Raw genomic sequence first — 17,967 nt, 5'->3', positions numbered from 1 at the left:
ACACATTGCGATATACCGAGTGTAAACACCACGGCATGTAGTTTACTCATCAACTCTATCTCCACTCAATTTTTGAGATACACCGGGTCAATGGATTGTATTGCCCAAACCCACCGTAAACGCATACTACTGTCAGCAATTTTCCCTCCCCGATCCTTTGGATAGATGATTCTGAGAGGGCCTTTATTGCGGATTGGCATCATTTTTTGTTCGTACCGTGTTGCCAGCATAACATCCCAGTTACGCCAGTCATACTGGGGGATAATTGCCATATAATTATCCAGAGCGGTAATTTCTACTTCCACTGCATCTTCAATGCCTGCATCACGGAGTAAATCCTGTAACAGCACCCCGTCAAACTCCCCGGAGTCTTCCGGCCAATATGTCGTTGTGCTCATTTTTTTCAGTCCGAGGGCTTCTAGCTGAGCGTGGGTATATGTTCTCTCACCGGAGGGAGTAGTGACCCTCAGGATAACCTTGCTGCCAGTAAGAGGAGCAAGGGAGATATCCGTCAGTTTTACTTCTTTTGCAATGGACAAGCCCGGAAACAGTGCCAGGATCATCAACAACCAAACAACTCTCATAATAGGTGTCTTTCTCTTGTTACAGCAAATTGACTACCATCAGCCACAGCAGGAACTGGCCACCTCACGACAGGCTCCTCCTGGAGAGTTCAAACAATGAAGCACCAACCATATAAAGACACGACCGTATCCTTGCTGCTGCAGACGATGTAAAACAAAGACCGCCAGCGTCTTCACTGGCTGCATAGTGGCTGAAGACAAAATGGCGTCCTAACTAACAGTCTATCACAAACTAAAAGATTATGAACAGGAAAAATATAGGAATACTAGCAATTGCGATAACATGCACCACATATTTTGTAATTAAAGCAGAGTTATTTCTGCTCCTTTACTGTAGAGAACCTTGAATTATTGAACATTTCGGCAGCCTTGCCAGTTGATGAACAAGACCCCGAAGGGGCTGAATACGGTCATTGCTCTCTGGCCAGTACCCCTTGGAATCGAGTTGCCACAAATCGAAAATATCTCCCACCAGTTACAGATAATCTGAATCTGTTTTCTGCAAAAAATCTTATAGCTGCCTGCTCTTCAGATTTTTTCCACCCAGGTGTGTATATAGATCCATAAGGTCCTGAAGTGTAAATGCATCTTTTCCTCCTTTACTGGCATTGATTGACAACACAGGAGTAAAGTCGTGTTACGATTGTATAAAAATCCGGTTATAAATAGATGATTATCTACGATACTTTTGGGGAATTATAGAGGTGTCAGAAAAGCGCTGAAGAAAATCAGGACCTGTTTATCACAAAAAGGGGACTGCGTGGAGAACCCGGCCAGATTCGCAGGATACCAAAGAGTGCCCTGATCACAAGCCAACCGCCGGTAATCCACCAGATGACAGCAAGGGAATCAAGCTGCAGGATCTCAACGACTGCGAGACAAAAAGAGGCGCAGAGGGTCGCCACAATCACCACATTACGAAGATATTTAAAATCCCCCGTTCCCCAGTGAATGCCGTCGGTGACAAAGGCTATTGCTGCGACAGGCTGGAAAAGTGCGGCAATGATCCAGGCCAAGGAAAAGAGACTGGCGCCCCCCTCAGGTAGAAGCACCGTTGCCACCCAGTCTTTACCTGCGATCATTGCTGCCATGAGCAGGACGCCAATAAACAGACTCCAGCCGCAGACAAGCCATGCCACCTTTCTCGCCTGGACCACCTTTTGACAACCAACATAAAAACCAATGGCGCTTTGGGCCACCACTGCAGTTGCATCAAGAAAAAAACCGGTAAAGACCCACACCTGGCGGATTGCCTGATGTGCAGCCCCGGACTCAGGCCCCAGTTGAGTTGCCAGCCGGGTTGCCAGCAGGAGAAAAAGAATAAGTGATCCTGTTCGAAACAACATATCCCGTCCTATTTTCAGCATCTTCGTCAAGTGGCCCAGCTCAATGTCAGCGGTAAACCCCAGCTTCTTAAAGACCACATATCCGCAGACAATTGCTCCGAAAACCTGGCTCAAGCTGCTGGCCAGTGCAGCACCGGCAATACCTAAAGCGGGAAGAGGGCCCATACCAAAGATGAACAGGAAATCAAGGCCGATATTCATTACATTGACACCTACAGCAATCCCTAGAGGAGTGCGCATATCCCCAAGTCCATATAAAAGGCCAAAGGATGTTATCGTCACAAGAACCGCCGGACCGCCAAAGGCTCGGATCTGGATATAGGTCTCGGCATACTGATGAATTACAGCAGTCGCACCCAGTAAACTGGCAACCTGAGATGCAGACACATAGAGAAGAAGAGAGATACATATTCCGATGCCAACAGCCAGTATTAGGGCAAGACTTGCTATTTTTCTCCCCTGCGAGAGCTCCTTTCGTCCGAGGGCCTGAGCAACTTCCGTCTGGCTGCCAACGCTTAAGAAGTTAAATAACCAGAGCCCGCTACTGAGAACAACTGTACCAACACCCAGTGCAGCAAGGGCTTCAACTCCAAGCCTTGCCACAAAAGCTGTATCGACAAGCCCCGTCAGTGGCTCTGCCACCATTGAAAACAGGACAGGTATCCAGAGCAGGAAAAAGGATTTTCCGGGAGTCTCTAAAAACTTACGGATATGAATGGATGTCGTCTCGTCTGCCACCCGATCAACCGACACTTTCTGCTGCATGCTGCCGCAGATACTCGTACATCACCACAGATGCGGCAACACTCACATTGAGGCTACCGACCCTGCCATACTGGGGAATGGAGAGACTGCGAATTCCATCGTAGCGGGCAGGGTCAAAACTGATGCCAAACTCTTCATGCCCGAAAATAAAGGCGCTCTTGCCGGGGAGCTTGCTCTGCCCCACGGGCTTCCCCTCGCCCGGCTCCAGCGTATACATGGTATAACCCTTTCCAATCAGGTCCTGATAACAGGCGTCAAAATCCCGGTGAAAGAGGGCCGGAACCCATTTAAAGGAACCTTTCGCCGCCTTTACCTCAAAATAATCAATTCCAATCAGGTGGACCTCTCTTGCCCCGAAGGCATCGGCACTGCGAAATATTTTGCCGATATTAAAGGACGGCTTCAGATTATCGAGGACAATAACAAAGTGATGTACTCCAGGGGTGGCGTAAACGAGGTTGTGGCGTCGGTGTTTTTCATACTGCCGTGCGGCCCACTTGCGTGTCAGCCGCAACTTCTCCTTTGCACTTTTCGCCACAACTGAATTCCCATCTGAAAAAATCTTAGAACAACCCGATATTACACGTCAAGATATTCAAGAATGCTTTCCGCCGCTGTCCGCCCCTCTGCAATGGCTGTAACCACAAGGTCGGAACCTCGGACCGCATCTCCACCGGCAAAGATTTTTTCGTTACTCGTCTGAAAAGCAAATGCTGCTTCAGCCGGGGCCACAATAAGGCTTCGATCACTCAGTTTCACACCATTTTCCACAAGCCAGCCAGGAGGACTCGGCCTGAAGCCAAAGGCCATGATCACACAATCCGCTTCCAGCACCGTCTCTGAACCCTGAACGGGAACCGGCCGCCTGCGCCCTTTTTCATCGGGCTCACCCAATGTAGTGGAGACGACCTTTACCCCGGTAAGATCTCCGTTTGCATTAAGCTCAATTGCCTCAGGCTGCAGGTTAAAGAGAAAGCGGACGCCTTCATCTTCGGCGTTGGCAACCTCGCGCACTGATCCCGGCATGTTTGTGCGATCCCGGCGATAAGCGCAGACCACATCACGGGCACCCTGACGAACAGCGGTACGCAGACAATCCATTGCAGTATCTCCACCGCCAAGCACCACAACCCGTTTACCTTCAAGGTTGACATAAGGATAATCCGGGCGCTTGATGCCCATCAGATGATCGGTGTTACCAATAAGGTAATCAAGAGCGGCATACACCCCTGCAGCATCTTCACCATCCAGTCCTGCCCGCATCGAGGTGTAGGTGCCTGTTGCCACAAAAACGGCATCAAACTCTTCCAGCAACTCGGAAAAATCCAGATCTTTTCCTATCTCCACCCCAAGGCGAAACTCAATCCCCATCTCGGTGAATATTTTCCGTCTGAGTTCCATTACCCTCTTTTCCAGTTTAAAGGCAGGAATACCAAAAGTAAGGAGACCACCAATCTCGGGATGTTTATCAAAGACCACAGGCTGGACACCATTTCGCACCAGAACGTCGGCACAGCCGATTCCAGCGGGCCCCGCTCCCACCACGGCAACCTTTTTATCGGTTTTGACAACCTTGGACAGATCGGGTCTCCAGCCCATCTGAAAAGCGGTATCGACGATATATTTTTCTATATTTCCAATGGTAACCGCACCATAGTCGTTATTCAGCGTGCATGCCCCTTCGCAGAGGCGGTCCTGGGGACAGACCCGTCCGCAGACCTCCGGCAGGCTGTTCGTCTCATGACAGAGCTCGGCCGCCTCAATAATCCGTCCTTCATTGGCAAGCTGGAGCCAATCGGGGATGTAATTATGAACAGGACACTTCCACTCGCAATACGGATTCCCGCAGTCAAGACAGCGATCCGCCTGCATTTGCACCTGGGTTGTCTGGAAGGGATTATAAATTTCCACAAATTCATGACGGCGCCGCTCGATAGCTTTTTTTTGCGGATCCACCCGTTCAACTTCTATAAATTGAAAAAGATTCTGATTCATATTCTACCTTTATTGCACCACAGCCAGGGTTTCACGGGGGGAATTCCCACGACGTCCGAGCAGGGAGTCCACATCTGATGTTTTCGGCTTCACCAGTTTAAACAACGACACATAATGTTCATCAAACCCGGAAAGAATCCGTTCGGCCCTTTTGCTCCCGGTCTCTTCTGCATGGCGGTTTATGATCCCCCGCAGATGTTCCCGGAGCACTGCATGGTCCTCTAAAGTGAGAACATCAACAAGCTCAGGATTCACCCGGGATTTGAGACTGTCAGACTCATCTAAGATATAGACAAAACCACCGGTCATTCCGGCCCCAAAATTAACGCCGGTTTCCCCGAGGATGGTCACAATTCCACCTGTCATATACTCACAGCCGTTATCGCCAATTCCTTCGACCACAACCTTGGCCCCGGAGTTTCTTACACAAAAACGCTCTCCGGCCTTGCCTGCAGCAAACAATTCGCCGCCTGTGGCTCCATAGAGACAGGTATTGCCAATGATCACCGCCTCATGGCTTTTGTAACTGACCCCAAGTGGAGGCCGAACAACCAATTTACCCCCGGCCATACCTTTCCCCACATAATCGTTGGCATCACCGGTCAGCACCATATTCAAACCACCGGCGTTCCAGGCTCCAAAACTCTGGCCGGCCGTGCCGCTAAAAAGCAGGGTAAGAGGAGCTGTGGACATGTCTTTATTTCCATAAAGACGGGCGATTTCCCCTGAGAGCAGGGCCCCTACCGTACGATCGGTATTGCGAATGGTAAAGCTGCCTCCTCCACCGCTTTTATTTTTAACGGCTTCTCCGAACCTTTCCACAAGTTTGAGGTTAAGAAGACCTTTATCATCCGGAGTATTTGGTTCTGAATAACACAGACCGCTTGTCGGAGGAGGTACTGCTGTCTCCAGAAGAGGTGCAAGCACGAGCTTTTCCTGCTTTTCAGTAATGCCTTTGAGCTCAACCAGCAGATCGGTGCGACCAATGAGATCGGTAAGCTTTGCAACCCCCAGTTCGGCCATGAGCATCCTGGTCTCCTGAACCATGAACTGGAAGTAATTCATGACCATCTGGGGAATACCGGCAAAGTACTCTTTTCGAAGGGTCTCATCCTGAGTGGCGACTCCGGTGGCGCAGTTATTGAGATGGCAGATGCGTAAGAATTTGCAACCGAGGGAAATGAGAGGGCCAGTTCCAAAACCAAAGCTTTCAGCGCCTAAGATGGCGGCCTTGATGATATCCTGTCCCGTTTTCAGACCACCATCCACCTGCAGCCGCACCTTATGTCTCAGCCCATTGGAAACCAGGGCTTGCTGAGTTTCGGCAAGACCAAGTTCCCAGGGACTCCCCGCATACTTCACCGAGGTCAGAGGGCTTGCACCGGTACCTCCATCATAGCCCGAGATCGTTATAAGATCGGCATAGGCCTTGACCACCCCCGTGGCAATGGTACCGACACCCGGTTCTGAAACCAGCTTGACACTGATACGCGCTTTTGGGTTGACCTGCTTGAGGTCAAAGATCAATTGCGCCAGGTCCTCTATGGAATAGATATCATGGTGGGGTGGCGGTGATATAAGTGTCACCCCAGGGACAGAGTAACGAAGCTGGGCTATCTGCGCGGTTACCTTATGGCCGGGCAACTGCCCGCCTTCCCCGGGTTTTGCTCCCTGGGCCATCTTAATCTGAATAACCTCCGCATTGACGAGATAGTGTGGAGTGACACCAAAACGGCCTGAGGCGACCTGTTTAATCTTAGAGACCCGCTCGGTCCCAAAACGGTCCGGATCTTCCCCGCCCTCACCACTGTTTGAGTAACCGCCCAGACGGTTCATGCCAATGGCAAGGGCTTCATGGGCCTCCTGGCTCAGCGCTCCAATGGACATGGCCGCAGAGTCAAAACGGCTGTAAAAGGTAGATGCGGGCTCCACATCTTCAAGGGGTATAGAGGCAGTATCTGTTCGCAACCCCAGGAGATCACGAAGACAGGCAACAGGCCGTTCATTGACCAGCCTTGAATACTCCTGATAATCACTAAAAGCACCGCCACGTACTGCCTTTTGCAGGCTCTGGACTACATCCGGATTGTAGGCATGGTACTCGCCGCCATGGATATATTTAAACAGGCCACCACGCACCAGCGGCTTATGCTGACGCTTCCAGCTCATTTTGGCTCGCCGAAGCTGATCTGCATGAAAATCACTGAAACTGGCCCCCTCAATGCGACTGACCACATTGCTGAAACAAAAATCAACAACCTCCCGGGAAAGGCCCACTGCCTCAAAAAGCTGAGAACAACGGTAGGAGGCAATGGTTGCAATTCCCATTTTGGACAGGATTTTCAGCAGTCCCTTATCTATGCCTTTGCGGTAGTTGTAGACGGCCTTATTATAGCTCATGTCGGCCATGGATTCCGCAACCAGCTGGCTAATAGTCTCGTAGGCAAGATAGGGATAGATTGCTGTTGCACCCATGCCGAAAAGAACGGCAAAGTGGTGGGGATCCCGGACTGAGGCCGTCTCGACAATAATATTGGTATCGCAGCGGGTTTTATTTTCAACCAGAGTCCGTTGCACGGCTCCCACCGCCATGGCCATGGGGATCGGCAAGGTATTCTCTGAGATATTTCTATCGGAGAGGACCAGAAGCACCACCTTGTTTTTCACCTCGGCTTCAACCCGGGTACAAAGCCCTATAAGAGCCTCTTCCAGATTACCGTCAGCCGGATAATTGATATCAACAACAGCGTGGCGGTAATGCGCCTGATCGAGAGCCAGAAGATTCTCCATGTCAGTGCTCACAAGCACCGGCGAATCAAAGATTACCCGGTAGGCATGGCCCTTCACCTCATCAAAAACGTTTTGCTCCCGGCCAACACAGGTGGCAAGGGACATAACATGCCTTTCCCGCAGTGGGTCGATGGGAGGGTTGGTCACCTGGGCAAACATCTGCCTGAAATAATCATAAATGCTGCGTTCTTTTTTGGATAAAACGGCCATGGGCGCATCGTCTCCCATGGAGGCAATTGGCTCCTGCCCCGTCTCGGCCAATACCTTGATCACCTGTTCGACTTCTTCACTCGTGATGCCAAACAGTTTCTGATAGATGAGCAAGGTATCATTGTCAAATTGCCGCTCGAGATCCTGATTTGCCTCTTCAACCATAAAGGGAGGCAAACGGTGACAACATTTCTTCATCCACTCCTTGTAGGGGTGGCGACGCTTGAGCTCCTGATCGATATCCCAGGAGGTCCAGCGGGTACCGGTGAGAGTATCAATGACCAGAAGCTCACCTGGCCCGACCCGGCCTTTTTCCAAAACCTCATCAGCCTCGTAATCCCAGATCCCGACCTCGGAGGCAAGGGTGATCCATTTGTCCTTTGTCACCACATAACGGGCCGGTCGCAGGCCGTTGCGGTCAAGACCACAGGCGGCAAAACGGCCGTCACTCATGACAATACCAGCAGGCCCGTCCCACGGCTCCATGTGCATGGAGTTGAAATCATAAAATGCCCGCAGGTCCTCATCCATATTGGGGTGATTCTGCCAGGCAGGAGGAATAAGCAGACGAAAGGCACGAAACAGATCCATTCCACCTGCCAGAAACAACTCCAGCATATTATCAAGAGCCGAGCTATCAGAACCTGTACTGTTGACAAAAGGAGCGGCTTCCGCCATATCGGGCAATAACGGAGATCTAAACTTGTAGGACCTGGACCTGGCCCATTGCCTGTTGCCTGTAATGGTATTTATCTCACCATTGTGGGCCAGAAAGCGAAAAGGCTGAGCCAGCGGCCATTTCGGCAGAGTATTTGTGGAAAATCTCTGATGGAACAGACAGATGGAAGACTGCATTCTGATATCTGCAAGGTCCGGATAAAAGAGTGAGAGATCAACAGGACGGCACAGACCTTTGTAGATAATCACCAGATTGGAGAGGCTAACGATATAAAAATCAGGATCATCTGTAATCCGTTTTTCAATCCGCCTTTTCACCATATAGAGCCGGCGCTCCAGATCCTTTGATCCCCAGCCAAACGGACCATTAAAAACGACCTGAACAATGCGAGGCATGGTTTTCTTCCCGAAATCACCCAGGACCCCGGTATCCACAGGAACTTCCCTCCAGCCCAGAACGGTCAGAGTCTCTGCCTCAAGTTCCTCGTTTATTATCGCTTTCTCGGCATCATTTTTGTCTGGATCCTGGCTGAGAAAGATCATTCCAACGCCATATCTGCCACCAAGGGCCCAGCCCTCTTCCCTGGCGATCGCTTTAAAAAAACTGTCGGGTTTTTGCAGCAGTACCCCACAACCGTCACCGGTCTTACCATCAGCGGCGATCCCTCCGCGGTGGGCCATCCTGGCGAGGGATGAAATTGCCGTGCGTACCAGTTTATGGCTGGCCTCGCCTTCCATATGGGCAATCAGCCCAAATCCACAGTTATCTTTTTCCAGCTGGGGGTTATATAAGCCCATTCGGTCCTCTTAACACTTTATCAATATCTTTTTAATACTCGTTATTACATCAGTTACTGCCATGGCTTGGTGAACGATTGCAACATAACCAAGTCACCAATCTTTTTAAGCCGGCATCGGATCTGCCGGAGCGTTGCAGCCAATATTAATCTTCGCATTTCCCCCCACGCAAGCTCTTATTTTTTCATGGGTCGGATAACAGGATATTCTACCGGTTTTTCAGCAAAAAGGACATCTCAGCATTTATTAACATAGATCCTGGCTTTTTTGATGAATTATGAACAATTTTGCTATAAAACATTTATTGACACATATCTACCCTAAAGAACACCTACTTTTATTCTGTTCTATCTCCCGCAACTGCTATAACAACCTAAAATCTCATTTCCTCAACACAAAAGGAGAATACAATGAAACATATTACACAACTCAGCGTTATATTCACCCTCTTAACACTGCTGCTGTCCACTGTCGCCTGGGCCCAGCCATCCCGCCTGGATGAAATTGCAGAAAGGGGTTACATCCTTGTTGGAACCACCGGCGACTACAAACCTTTCAGCTATTTTAATGAAGAAACCAAGATGTTTGAAGGCCACGATATTGATGCGGCCAGACTGCTTGGAGATGCCTTGGGTGTTGAGGTTCGTTTTGTCAAGACCACATGGAAGACTCTCACTCAGGGCATTCTGGATAATTCCTATGATGTTGCAATGTCGGGAATTACCAGAAACCTCACAAGACTAAAGCAGGTTGGCCTGACCAGCCCGTACATCAAGGTTGGCAAATGCCCGCTTATAAGAATGACCGATAAAGATCGTTTTCAGAGCGTAAAGGAGATCGATGTTTCCGGCGTAAAAATCGGAGTAAACCCTGGCGGCACCAATGAAAAATTTGTTCTTGCAAACATTAAAAATGCAGAAATTGTGGTGATAGAAAAGAACTTAAGTATTCCGGAAGCGGTTGAAAAAGGTGAGGTCGACGTGATGATCACCGACAACGTTGAGGCCATGCTCGTTGCCGGCAAAAATCGACAGCTCTATGCAGTTGCCCCGGACAAAACCCTTACCAAAGATGATTTTGGCTACATGCTGCCCCGGGATGATTTTGCCTTTCTGAATTGGATGAATCTCTGGATGCACCAGATGCATGAAAAAGGAGAATTTGCAGCACTTAAAATGAAATGGATTGCCGAGTAAAAGACCTGCTGTACTATTGCTGCCCCTTACGATCAATCTGCAATGGTAAGGGGCAGCATCACGCCGTTTTATTACAATGAATACGCCGAAGGCTCTTTAATAGCCGCTACCTACTATGAGATTATCTTTTGTTCGTTTTGCATAGGTATTCTTCATTTTCCCCTTCCATTCATACTGAATCCATCCCCCTGCAGGATCTGCTGCAACAAGGGCCTCATAGACAGGGGCCGCCTTTTCTTTCAGGCTTTCTCCTTGCAGGGACGGGTGGACCAGAAGCTTTCCTGCTTCCTCCAGAATAAAGACATAGGGATCGTAGGCGTCTGCTGTAAAACTGGTTGAATCTTTTCCACCATCTATCGCTGCAACGATATCATCCACATTTTTACTGATAGCCATTTTATCTACAGCCAAAGCACCTGAAACTACAAAAAGTATCGATAACATTGAGAGGATAACCATTAATCTTTTCATTGAGCTCTCCTTGTTGAGGTAAGCGTAATCATGCCCCGCAACCACAGGTATGCGAGCCGCACAATCACCTTTTACTGAAAAAGATTTATCAAGTATTGTCTAACTGTAATCAATCTTTTGTACTACCCCTAAAAATTGCATTCTCTGTTTTGTGATTTTAAATATTAGCGTATTTTCATGATCTTACACCAGGGACTCACAAGGTTCCAGTTCACAAAAGTGCGCAAAAAGTACAACTCAAAACAAGCGAACCCTGGAGGAGCACCCTTTGGTCAGATCTGCAGTGTTACAAGACATTTGCAATATTTAGGTTACATTTTGCAAGCATTCTGATGTCCTTACCGTATCAGCACCACCTCCTTGTTTTTGTCTGGTTGAAGTTTTGCTCTTACAATATACAACGATCTGCTCGTTTTTCTGCCAAACAGCCAAGACAGCCTGCATATTCACAATTGTACAATAGAATCGTCCTGTCTGGTGCCAGCACGTCTTGATGGGCCTTTTGGTCGGCTTTCTACATATTTGCATTTTCCATGCCTAACACTTTTTCCTGGCATTTATTGCAAGGGACGAAGGTCGATATTTTAGGACTGCACGGCAAGAATGCAATATTTACCCACCTGTGAGCAAAAAAGGGCAACACCTTCTGGTGTTGCCCTTCGTTATTCCTGAAAACAGCCTCAGCTATTTTACGGTAGCAACCTCATAGTCTGCACCTTTCCAGGCGAAAATTCCACCTGGATAACGATAAACATTTTTATAACCCAATTTTTTGGCCCAAAGGGCGCCGTTATGACTTCTGGTACATTTTACAAATCCGCAGTATACGATTATTTTTTTTTCTTTGTCCGGTCCGAGAAGGGCCAGGAAATCCTCCTGACTCTTGCCAGCGGTTTCAGCATCGTTCCAGGTAGTCATATCAGGAATGGGAAAGAGGAACTGCACAGCCCCTGGAATGTGATTTTTCTTATAACTCTCTTCATAGGGCATGGTATCAATCACCAGAATGTCTTCCCCCGATTCTTTGAGTGCGGCCAGTTCTGCCGTTGTTATAAGATCATAGCCACCAGCGGCAACATCGCGAACTAATTTTACAGCGACAGTTTCCGTTGCTATTTCATCTTTGAATTTTGAGCCGAAAGCATAGGCATTAGATGCCACTAATAGCATAGCCAGTGTGAGCGCGACAAGGTTCTTCATCTGTGTAATCTCCTGTTAATTATTTATATGATTCCCGGTAGTTGCAGTACCAGAGTGAATATAAGAGCAAAAATATCATTACAAGGTCCCGTACAATTGCAACACGCAGCCCCTGAAAAGCGCGATGCTCAGGATCCTCTGAACCAAAGCATCCGCAATCGATATCCAGCCCCTGGGAAATTGCATAGCAGAGAACAGCAATAAAAAAGAGCAGCAAGAAGATAGTCAGATATTTACTTGAGGCTCTGTTAAAAATAAGGCCCAGGGCAAGGGCGATTTCGGCAAGAGGAAGGAATACCGCCACCGGTGTCACAGCAAAACCGGGTAGAATGGCGTACGCATTAATGATTGCGGCAAAATCAGCAATATTAAAGAGTTTTGGAAGAGCTGCAGCCAGAAGTACCAGGATAATAACCGCCCGACATATTTTTTCTGCTACAGACAGGATTCTTTGCTTTTTTTTTCGGCGCGCGTCCACTCTCTCTTCCTTTCTCTCTCGGGCTTTCGTTGTGCATTGGTGTTGACTTTGATCAACTGCACAAGATGCCGTAACAATTGGATTTTGTCCAATAGTTAAAGCCTATCACAAAGAGTAGATTTATTGGAAATATTGATATGTTCAGATTAATTCGGAAATGTATTTGGAGAACCTGTCATTTACCTGCTAAACTGAAACACCCGTAAAAGAAAAATAACGAGGAATCAGAAATGAACCCAGAAAAAAGAAAACCCCCGCTTGCCTTTACAATCGCTCTATTCAGCATCCTGCTGGGCGGCATAGGGCTTGGTGTAAGTCTGTTGATCCAGGCGGTACCAAAAGGGATCGATGAATTAGCGATAGGCGGTCTTCTTCTGGGAGCAGGTGAATATCTCAACCATCCAAGGTTGTCTCGACAACCGGCCAGCTCCAGTACTCAGAAGACGACTCTCAACCTCGCCAATTTTCTTATGCGCAGGCGCAACGTCTGCGCCCTGGGGAACCTGCTTGATATTGCAGGAATATTGATGCTCTGTATAGGCTTGGGCACACTTTTATTATAGCATCTCAGCAGTTTTCAAACCGATACCCGTGCAAGAGTGTCCCTTGAATGCCGGACTCACCTGATTGTTTGATGAATATTTCAAGACGGTTGAACTGTGATACAAGCAAAGCTCGCAGGGAAAAGAAAGTCAGTATCACTCCAGTTCAAGACGCTGCAGAATCAGATCGCTACTATTGTCATGATTGACCACAAGCTCTATCCCTCTGGTCTCTTGATACTGCTCGGCCAGTACATTAAAACCAAAGAGAAATGACTCTTCAACAATTCCCGCATTGCTGCCAATACTAATCTCGGCCATCTTAACACTTTTCATCCCATGCTCGCGCACAAGATCCATCAACTGCGTATGTAAGCCCTGCGCAAGGGAGAATTCATGCATTGTGTGACACTGAGGTGTACAGATACATCATGGAAAATATCAATGTGATGAGTTCTTACTCGACTGCAAATGGTATTTAAAATAAGAGTGACAGATCCCCTCATCGGAGATCATACACGGACCAATCGGAGACTGGGGAGAACAGACCATACCAAAGGCCGGACAATCGGGGGGAAGGCCTCTTCCGGTAATGATAGCATTACACTGACACATACAGGATTCCTGGCCTTCTTTAAAACGAACATTAAAACGTTTGGTCGCATCATAAAGTGAGAGTTCATCACGGATAACAAACCCGCTTTTCTCTATGGTGCCGAGGCCACGCCAGTCGGTATCCACGGTAAAAAACACTTCGGAGACCATTTTGCGCGCTTTGCGGTTATCCTCAGAAGAATAAATAAACGCAGAAGTGTCATCAAAGACAGATACATCATTGCGGATCTGACGCACTAGGCTGACCAGCCCTTCCAGGATCTCTACAATCTCAAAGCCTGCTATATAACATGAGAGTTTATGGGTCTTGGCAAGTTCGGTGTAGGCCTCGGTATCGGATATCGTATTGATATGATCTGAGCAGAGCAGACCCCGGATATTGAGTTCCGGATCCAGCATAAGAAGGTCTATGGTCGGGGGTAAAAGGCGAATTGAGGGGATAACACAGAAATTCTCGACACCAAAACGTGCCGCTTCCAGAATTGTTTCCGCAACACTGGGAGCTGTTGCTTCAAAACCGACAGCGGGATAGACAACGATCGATTCAGGTTCCCGTCGGGCGATATCAAGGGCGTCCATGGGCGAGGTGATAATCTCGACCCTTGCCCCTTTTGTCATTGCCGAGCCAAGAGACTCCTTGCTACCTGGTACCTTGAGCAAATCTTCACAGACAGCTGTGATCACATCCGGCTGCATGGCAATTTTAACAAAGGCATCGATATGACCCGCTGGCATAACACAGACACTACAACCAGGACCGGCCACCAGATCCAGGTCTTTAGGCAGCAGTTCCCGAAGACCGTGCTTTAAGATTGCCTTGTTCTGCGTACCACAAACAACCATGAGACGCATGGGTCGATCGACAAGCATATGCAGCTCATCCAACAGCACCTTTTGACGTTCAAGATCCTTACCCAAATTTCGGCTCCCTATGGCATACCTAAAGCCCAGGCGATATATATCACCTGGGCTTTATTATTTCGTAAGCAATTTTAAAACACAATTGCTTAATATTCTTGAAATAGTTCCTTACTGCTCGGCTTCCGCCTCTTTTTTCATTTCCTGGTAACTTGCAGATTCGGTAATTTTTTCGGACTCTATTTTCTCAATTTCTGCACGGGTTAAATGAAATTTCCCGCAGGCAGGACAGGTTCCGTCAAAATCATCACCAACAGCTCGAGCTTTGAGCTCATCTATTGTCATATGATCAAGTTTGCCACAGGCACCGCTCGGATTTTCCGCACGAACCTGAGTTCTACGTGGGTTTGACATTGGAGCTTCCTCCACAAAGTGAGTCATCCGATAAACGGATAACATTATAATAAAAACTATATTACCTTATCAATCAAAAAAAACAACTCAGGCGGACAAGATATGTCATCATTCATCCGCCGCCCTCGTTATTGATCTACAGACAAACAGTCCTTACGGACGCTCTGCAGACGTTTTTCTAGCTGACAATATTGTCGATTTCAACACCTTTTGAGTCCTTGATTGACACTGATACTGGTATGCCGCCATCCAGGCGGTGGGTTGCACAGGACATTCAGGGGTCGTAGGCGCGCACCGCCATCTCTACCTGATTGAGCAGGCCCTCATTATAAATACCATTTTTAATAAGAGTGGTTGCGGCCTGCTTCACACTCATATTCATCGGCGCAATATTGTGGGTTGTACCAACAATGAGATTGGCCTTGGTGATACAGCCGTTCTCATCGGTGTGGTAATCGTGAATCAGGGTTCCCCGTGGAGCTTCAACAACACCTACACCCCGTCCGGCCTTAGGTTCAGCTTTGGCACGAACATTAGGATCAGTGATGCCCTCCCACTCAAGTAACTCAATGGTTCGTTCACAGGCATAGATCATCTCGATCAGTCTTGCGTAGTGATAGAGGAGTGTCTGCTGGGCAGGACGACCAAAAGAAGCCCGGAAGGCCTCAAGTGCAGCCTGAGCCTTTGGTGTGGAAATCTTATCACAGACGTTGATTCTAGCCAGGGTGTTGGAACGGTAGATACCTTTTGGAGCGGAAAGCTCCATATCAAAACCTTCGTTCCAGTTCTTGGCGTATGGCATTTTCGAGTAGCCCCATGGCTCCACATGTTCGCCGAGATATTTCAGGTAATCAACGCCCTCAAAATCATCGTAGCTACCGTCCGCCTTCATCAGCCGCAACTTACCGTCATAGAGCCTGAGTGCGCCGTTTTCACGATCCACGGTCCCCAGAAAACCGGTGTTAATCACCCCAAGGTCGCTGATAACATCCATATACTTGGAAAAGACATTCTCAATGGCGAAATCCAGCGCATAAGTCGAGAAATCCAGAAGCGTACGGGCGCCTTCTAAAAGCTCCAGACGCTCTGCTTCCATCATCGGCTTTGCAAATCCACCAACAACGCCTGCAATGGGATGGATTGCTTTACCGGCAAATTTATCGAGCATCATCTGACCGAGCTGACGCATCTTGACCACCTGAGTGGCAAGCTCCGGTGCGGCCTTAACCACTCCGATCACGTTTCTCACTGAATAGTCAGCATCTGGGCCCAGTACAAAGTCGGGTGCAGCGAGAAAGAAAAAGTGGAGAATCTTATCGTTGATGTGGGCCAGAACCTGGCACATCTCACGCAACTTATGTCCCGTCGGGGTTGGGGTCACGCCATAGGCCGCATCCACTGCTTTATTGGAAGCCAGATGGTGCATCCATGGGCAGATGCCACAAATACGATTGACAATGCGGGGTACTTCTTCGGCAGGCCTTCCCTCTATAAACTTCTCAAATCCGCGAAGAGACTGGATGTGGAGGAAGGCATCCTCGACATTACCATCATCACCAAGATGTATTGCAATCTTGGCATGCCCTTCAATGCGGGAAACCGGTGCTATATTTAAAACCTTTCCCATCTTAATCCTCCTCTACGACCTTCTTTTTCAGAGGTCGAAGTGTTCCGTGGGCTCCTGAAAACCTCAGTATTGAACGACGATCTATAACAGATTTATAGTCAATGCCATTACTTGCAAGAGCATTCATCATATCAAGCAGCTGATTGCCATCTTTTCGTACCGGACCAAAACAGCCTCGACAGGGAACTCTGGCACTAATACAACTTGGCGCCCCCCGCTTGGCACAACCCGCAGCAGTTACAGGTCCCATACAGAGGTATCCCTGTTCCAGCAGACAGCGCATCTTATCGAGCGGTTCGCCCGGCTTAAATTCCGCATTGGTCAAAAAACGCTTGAGTTTATCTACATCACCCTTTCCTTCACGTCTGGTCGGACAGGTGTCACAGACACTTTTGCCGGGAAGTACAGGATCCCGACCTTCCACCAGAGACATGATTACCTCGGCGATCAGTTCAGGATTTGGCGGACATCCGGGAAGCTGCATATCGATCTTCACCTTCTCATCACATGCATAAACACGATCAAGCAGTGCCGGCACCTCGATGTTTGGGATCTCAGCACCCGGGTCTGTAGATTCAGTGCTGAAAATATCAGCAACGGCCTGACCCAGATCCTGTCCATTCATGAGCGCCGGAATTCCACCATGGGTGGCACAGGTGCCAAGGGCAATAAGCACCTGGCATTTTTCCCGCATCTCTTCGAGAACCTCGAGGTGTTCATGGTTACTGACCCCGCCTGTAACGATACCAACAACGGCATTTGGTATGTTCAGGGTAACCCCTTCACCGCACTGGCCAAAATATTTATGGTCCATTAAAACCGGTGCATGAACAATATCCAGGGCCTCTGTGATAATAGGAACGAGAGCTTCTCCGATATTCAGGATGGCTATTTCACACCCGGAACAGGATCCCAGCCACTCTAAAGCTGTAGTTACACCCATATCTCCCTCCTGTTACGCCACTGGGGCATCCTGACTGTTGACAGGACCTAATTTTTTAACCTGGGCGGTCATCTTCGTAACCGCTTCCACGAATTTATCAGGTTCCGCTGAAGACACCCAGGCTAGGCTGAATCTCTCTGCTTCGTATCCAAAATCTTCCAACAACTCCACGACCATATTCGAGCGGGTCATCGCTTTATAATTACCATCCAGGTAATGACATTCACCGAGGTGTCAGCCAAGTACCATGACCCCGTCAGCACCTTGGGAGAGAGCATCCATAATAAATTCAGGGTGCACCATTCCAGAGCACATAACTCGAACAATCCGCACATTATGTGGATACTGCATCCGGGCAGTACCTGCGAGATCAGCGGCGGCGTAGGAGCACCAGTTGCAGCAAAAAGCAACTATTTTAGGCTCAAAACTCATGTGATCTACTCCTTTTTTATCCCGG

Annotated in this window: 16 protein-coding genes; 2 read left to right on the top strand and 14 right to left on the bottom strand. The window is 48.5% G+C overall.

What is annotated here, in order from left to right; all coding sequences use genetic code 11:
• Positions 1-65: 65 nt before the first annotated feature.
• The 5 genes from FCL48_RS13120 to gltB all read right to left on the bottom strand — a co-directional run bounded on the left by FCL48_RS13120 (position 66) and on the right by gltB (position 9,166).
• A complete protein-coding gene (locus tag FCL48_RS13120) occupies positions 66-584 on the bottom strand; it encodes a molybdopterin-dependent oxidoreductase (protein WP_136872737.1) in 519 nt (172 codons plus the stop codon).
• Positions 585-1,312: 728 nt separating this feature from the next.
• Positions 1,313-2,695, bottom strand: a complete 1,383-nt coding sequence (locus FCL48_RS13115; protein ID WP_136872736.1) for an MATE family efflux transporter — start codon at positions 2,693-2,695, stop codon at positions 1,313-1,315.
• On the bottom strand, positions 2,673-3,233 hold the full coding sequence (locus tag FCL48_RS13110) for a TrmH family RNA methyltransferase (protein ID WP_240744842.1): 561 nt from the start codon (positions 3,231-3,233) through the stop codon (positions 2,673-2,675). The genes FCL48_RS13115 and FCL48_RS13110 overlap by 23 nt, the downstream gene beginning before the upstream one ends.
• A gap of 41 nt (positions 3,234-3,274) precedes the next feature.
• A complete protein-coding gene (locus FCL48_RS13105) occupies positions 3,275-4,690 on the bottom strand; it encodes an FAD-dependent oxidoreductase (protein WP_136872734.1) in 1,416 nt (471 codons plus the stop codon).
• 9 nt (positions 4,691-4,699) lie between these two features.
• Entirely contained in the window at positions 4,700-9,166 is a 4,467-nt protein-coding gene (gene gltB / locus FCL48_RS13100; RefSeq protein ID WP_136872733.1) for a glutamate synthase large subunit, read from the bottom strand.
• 410 nt (positions 9,167-9,576) lie between these two features.
• Between gltB and FCL48_RS13095 the strand changes: the two genes are divergently transcribed.
• Entirely contained in the window at positions 9,577-10,362 is a 786-nt protein-coding gene (locus FCL48_RS13095) for a transporter substrate-binding domain-containing protein (RefSeq protein WP_136872732.1), read from the top strand.
• A 96-nt stretch (positions 10,363-10,458) separates the two neighbouring features.
• Here the strand turns inward: FCL48_RS13095 and FCL48_RS13090 are convergent, their stop codons facing one another.
• The 3 genes from FCL48_RS13090 to FCL48_RS13080 all read right to left on the bottom strand — a co-directional run bounded on the left by FCL48_RS13090 (position 10,459) and on the right by FCL48_RS13080 (position 12,511).
• Positions 10,459-10,833 (bottom strand): hypothetical protein, encoded by a 375-nt coding sequence (locus FCL48_RS13090; protein WP_136872731.1) that lies wholly within the window; start codon positions 10,831-10,833, stop codon positions 10,459-10,461.
• A 684-nt stretch (positions 10,834-11,517) separates the two neighbouring features.
• Complete coding sequence (locus FCL48_RS13085; RefSeq protein ID WP_136872730.1) at positions 11,518-12,033, bottom strand: rhodanese-like domain-containing protein; 516 nt, start codon at positions 12,031-12,033, stop codon at positions 11,518-11,520.
• A 19-nt stretch (positions 12,034-12,052) separates the two neighbouring features.
• Entirely contained in the window at positions 12,053-12,511 is a 459-nt protein-coding gene (locus FCL48_RS13080) for a MauE/DoxX family redox-associated membrane protein (RefSeq protein ID WP_169309209.1), read from the bottom strand.
• A gap of 230 nt (positions 12,512-12,741) precedes the next feature.
• Here FCL48_RS13080 and FCL48_RS13075 point away from each other — a divergent pair, with 230 nt between their 5' ends.
• Positions 12,742-13,074, top strand: coding sequence for a hypothetical protein (locus FCL48_RS13075; protein ID WP_136872728.1), 333 nt, complete (start codon positions 12,742-12,744; stop codon positions 13,072-13,074).
• 135 nt (positions 13,075-13,209) lie between these two features.
• On the opposite strand, the gene FCL48_RS13070 is transcribed toward FCL48_RS13075, so the two are convergent.
• From FCL48_RS13070 to FCL48_RS13045, 6 genes are all read right to left on the bottom strand, one after another.
• A complete protein-coding gene (locus FCL48_RS13070) occupies positions 13,210-13,455 on the bottom strand; it encodes a hydrogenase/urease maturation nickel metallochaperone HypA (RefSeq protein WP_136872727.1) in 246 nt (81 codons plus the stop codon).
• A gap of 39 nt (positions 13,456-13,494) precedes the next feature.
• Complete coding sequence (gene hypD / locus FCL48_RS13065; RefSeq protein WP_136872726.1) at positions 13,495-14,586, bottom strand: hydrogenase formation protein HypD; 1,092 nt, start codon at positions 14,584-14,586, stop codon at positions 13,495-13,497.
• A 111-nt stretch (positions 14,587-14,697) separates the two neighbouring features.
• On the bottom strand, positions 14,698-14,940 hold the full coding sequence (locus FCL48_RS13060; protein WP_136872725.1) for a hypothetical protein: 243 nt from the start codon (positions 14,938-14,940) through the stop codon (positions 14,698-14,700).
• Between the two features lie 178 nt (positions 14,941-15,118).
• Positions 15,119-16,567 carry a Ni/Fe hydrogenase subunit alpha gene (locus FCL48_RS13055; RefSeq protein WP_136872724.1) on the bottom strand — a complete coding sequence of 483 codons (1,449 nt, stop codon included), beginning with the start codon at positions 16,565-16,567 and terminating at the stop codon, positions 15,119-15,121.
• A 1-nt stretch (position 16,568) separates the two neighbouring features.
• Positions 16,569-17,510, bottom strand: coding sequence for a methyl viologen-reducing hydrogenase (locus FCL48_RS13050; protein WP_136872723.1), 942 nt, complete (start codon positions 17,508-17,510; stop codon positions 16,569-16,571).
• A 12-nt stretch (positions 17,511-17,522) separates the two neighbouring features.
• Positions 17,523-17,942, bottom strand: a complete 420-nt coding sequence (locus tag FCL48_RS13045; RefSeq protein WP_169309208.1) for a hydrogenase iron-sulfur subunit — start codon at positions 17,940-17,942, stop codon at positions 17,523-17,525.
• Positions 17,943-17,967: the final 25 nt, after the last annotated feature.

The sequence above is a fragment of the Desulforhopalus sp. IMCC35007 genome (assembly GCF_005116575.1).
Lineage (GTDB): Bacteria > Desulfobacterota > Desulfobulbia > Desulfobulbales > Desulfocapsaceae > Desulforhopalus_A.
Note: the sequence above shows the minus strand (reverse complement) of the source record. Positions and strands in the feature narration are given on the sequence as shown.

Excerpts from the sequence above, each read along its gene's own strand:
- FCL48_RS13050 (WP_136872723.1), bottom strand. The coding sequence starts at position 17,510 with ATGGGTGTAACTACAGCTTTAGAGTGGCTGGGATCCTGTTCCGGGTGT.
- FCL48_RS13120 (WP_136872737.1), bottom strand. The coding sequence starts at position 584 with ATGAGAGTTGTTTGGTTGTTGATGATCCTGGCACTGTTTCCGGGCTTG.
- FCL48_RS13115 (WP_136872736.1), bottom strand. The coding sequence starts at position 2,695 with ATGCAGCAGAAAGTGTCGGTTGATCGGGTGGCAGACGAGACGACATCC.
- FCL48_RS13095 (WP_136872732.1), top strand. The coding sequence starts at position 9,577 with ATGAAACATATTACACAACTCAGCGTTATATTCACCCTCTTAACACTG.
- FCL48_RS13060 (WP_136872725.1), bottom strand. The coding sequence starts at position 14,940 with ATGTCAAACCCACGTAGAACTCAGGTTCGTGCGGAAAATCCGAGCGGT.
- FCL48_RS13105 (WP_136872734.1), bottom strand. The coding sequence starts at position 4,690 with ATGAATCAGAATCTTTTTCAATTTATAGAAGTTGAACGGGTGGATCCG.
- FCL48_RS13070 (WP_136872727.1), bottom strand. The coding sequence starts at position 13,455 with ATGCATGAATTCTCCCTTGCGCAGGGCTTACATACGCAGTTGATGGAT.
- FCL48_RS13075 (WP_136872728.1), top strand. The coding sequence starts at position 12,742 with ATGAACCCAGAAAAAAGAAAACCCCCGCTTGCCTTTACAATCGCTCTA.
- FCL48_RS13085 (WP_136872730.1), bottom strand. The coding sequence starts at position 12,033 with ATGAAGAACCTTGTCGCGCTCACACTGGCTATGCTATTAGTGGCATCT.
- gltB (WP_136872733.1), bottom strand. The coding sequence starts at position 9,166 with ATGGGCTTATATAACCCCCAGCTGGAAAAAGATAACTGTGGATTTGGG.
- FCL48_RS13090 (WP_136872731.1), bottom strand. The coding sequence starts at position 10,833 with ATGAAAAGATTAATGGTTATCCTCTCAATGTTATCGATACTTTTTGTA.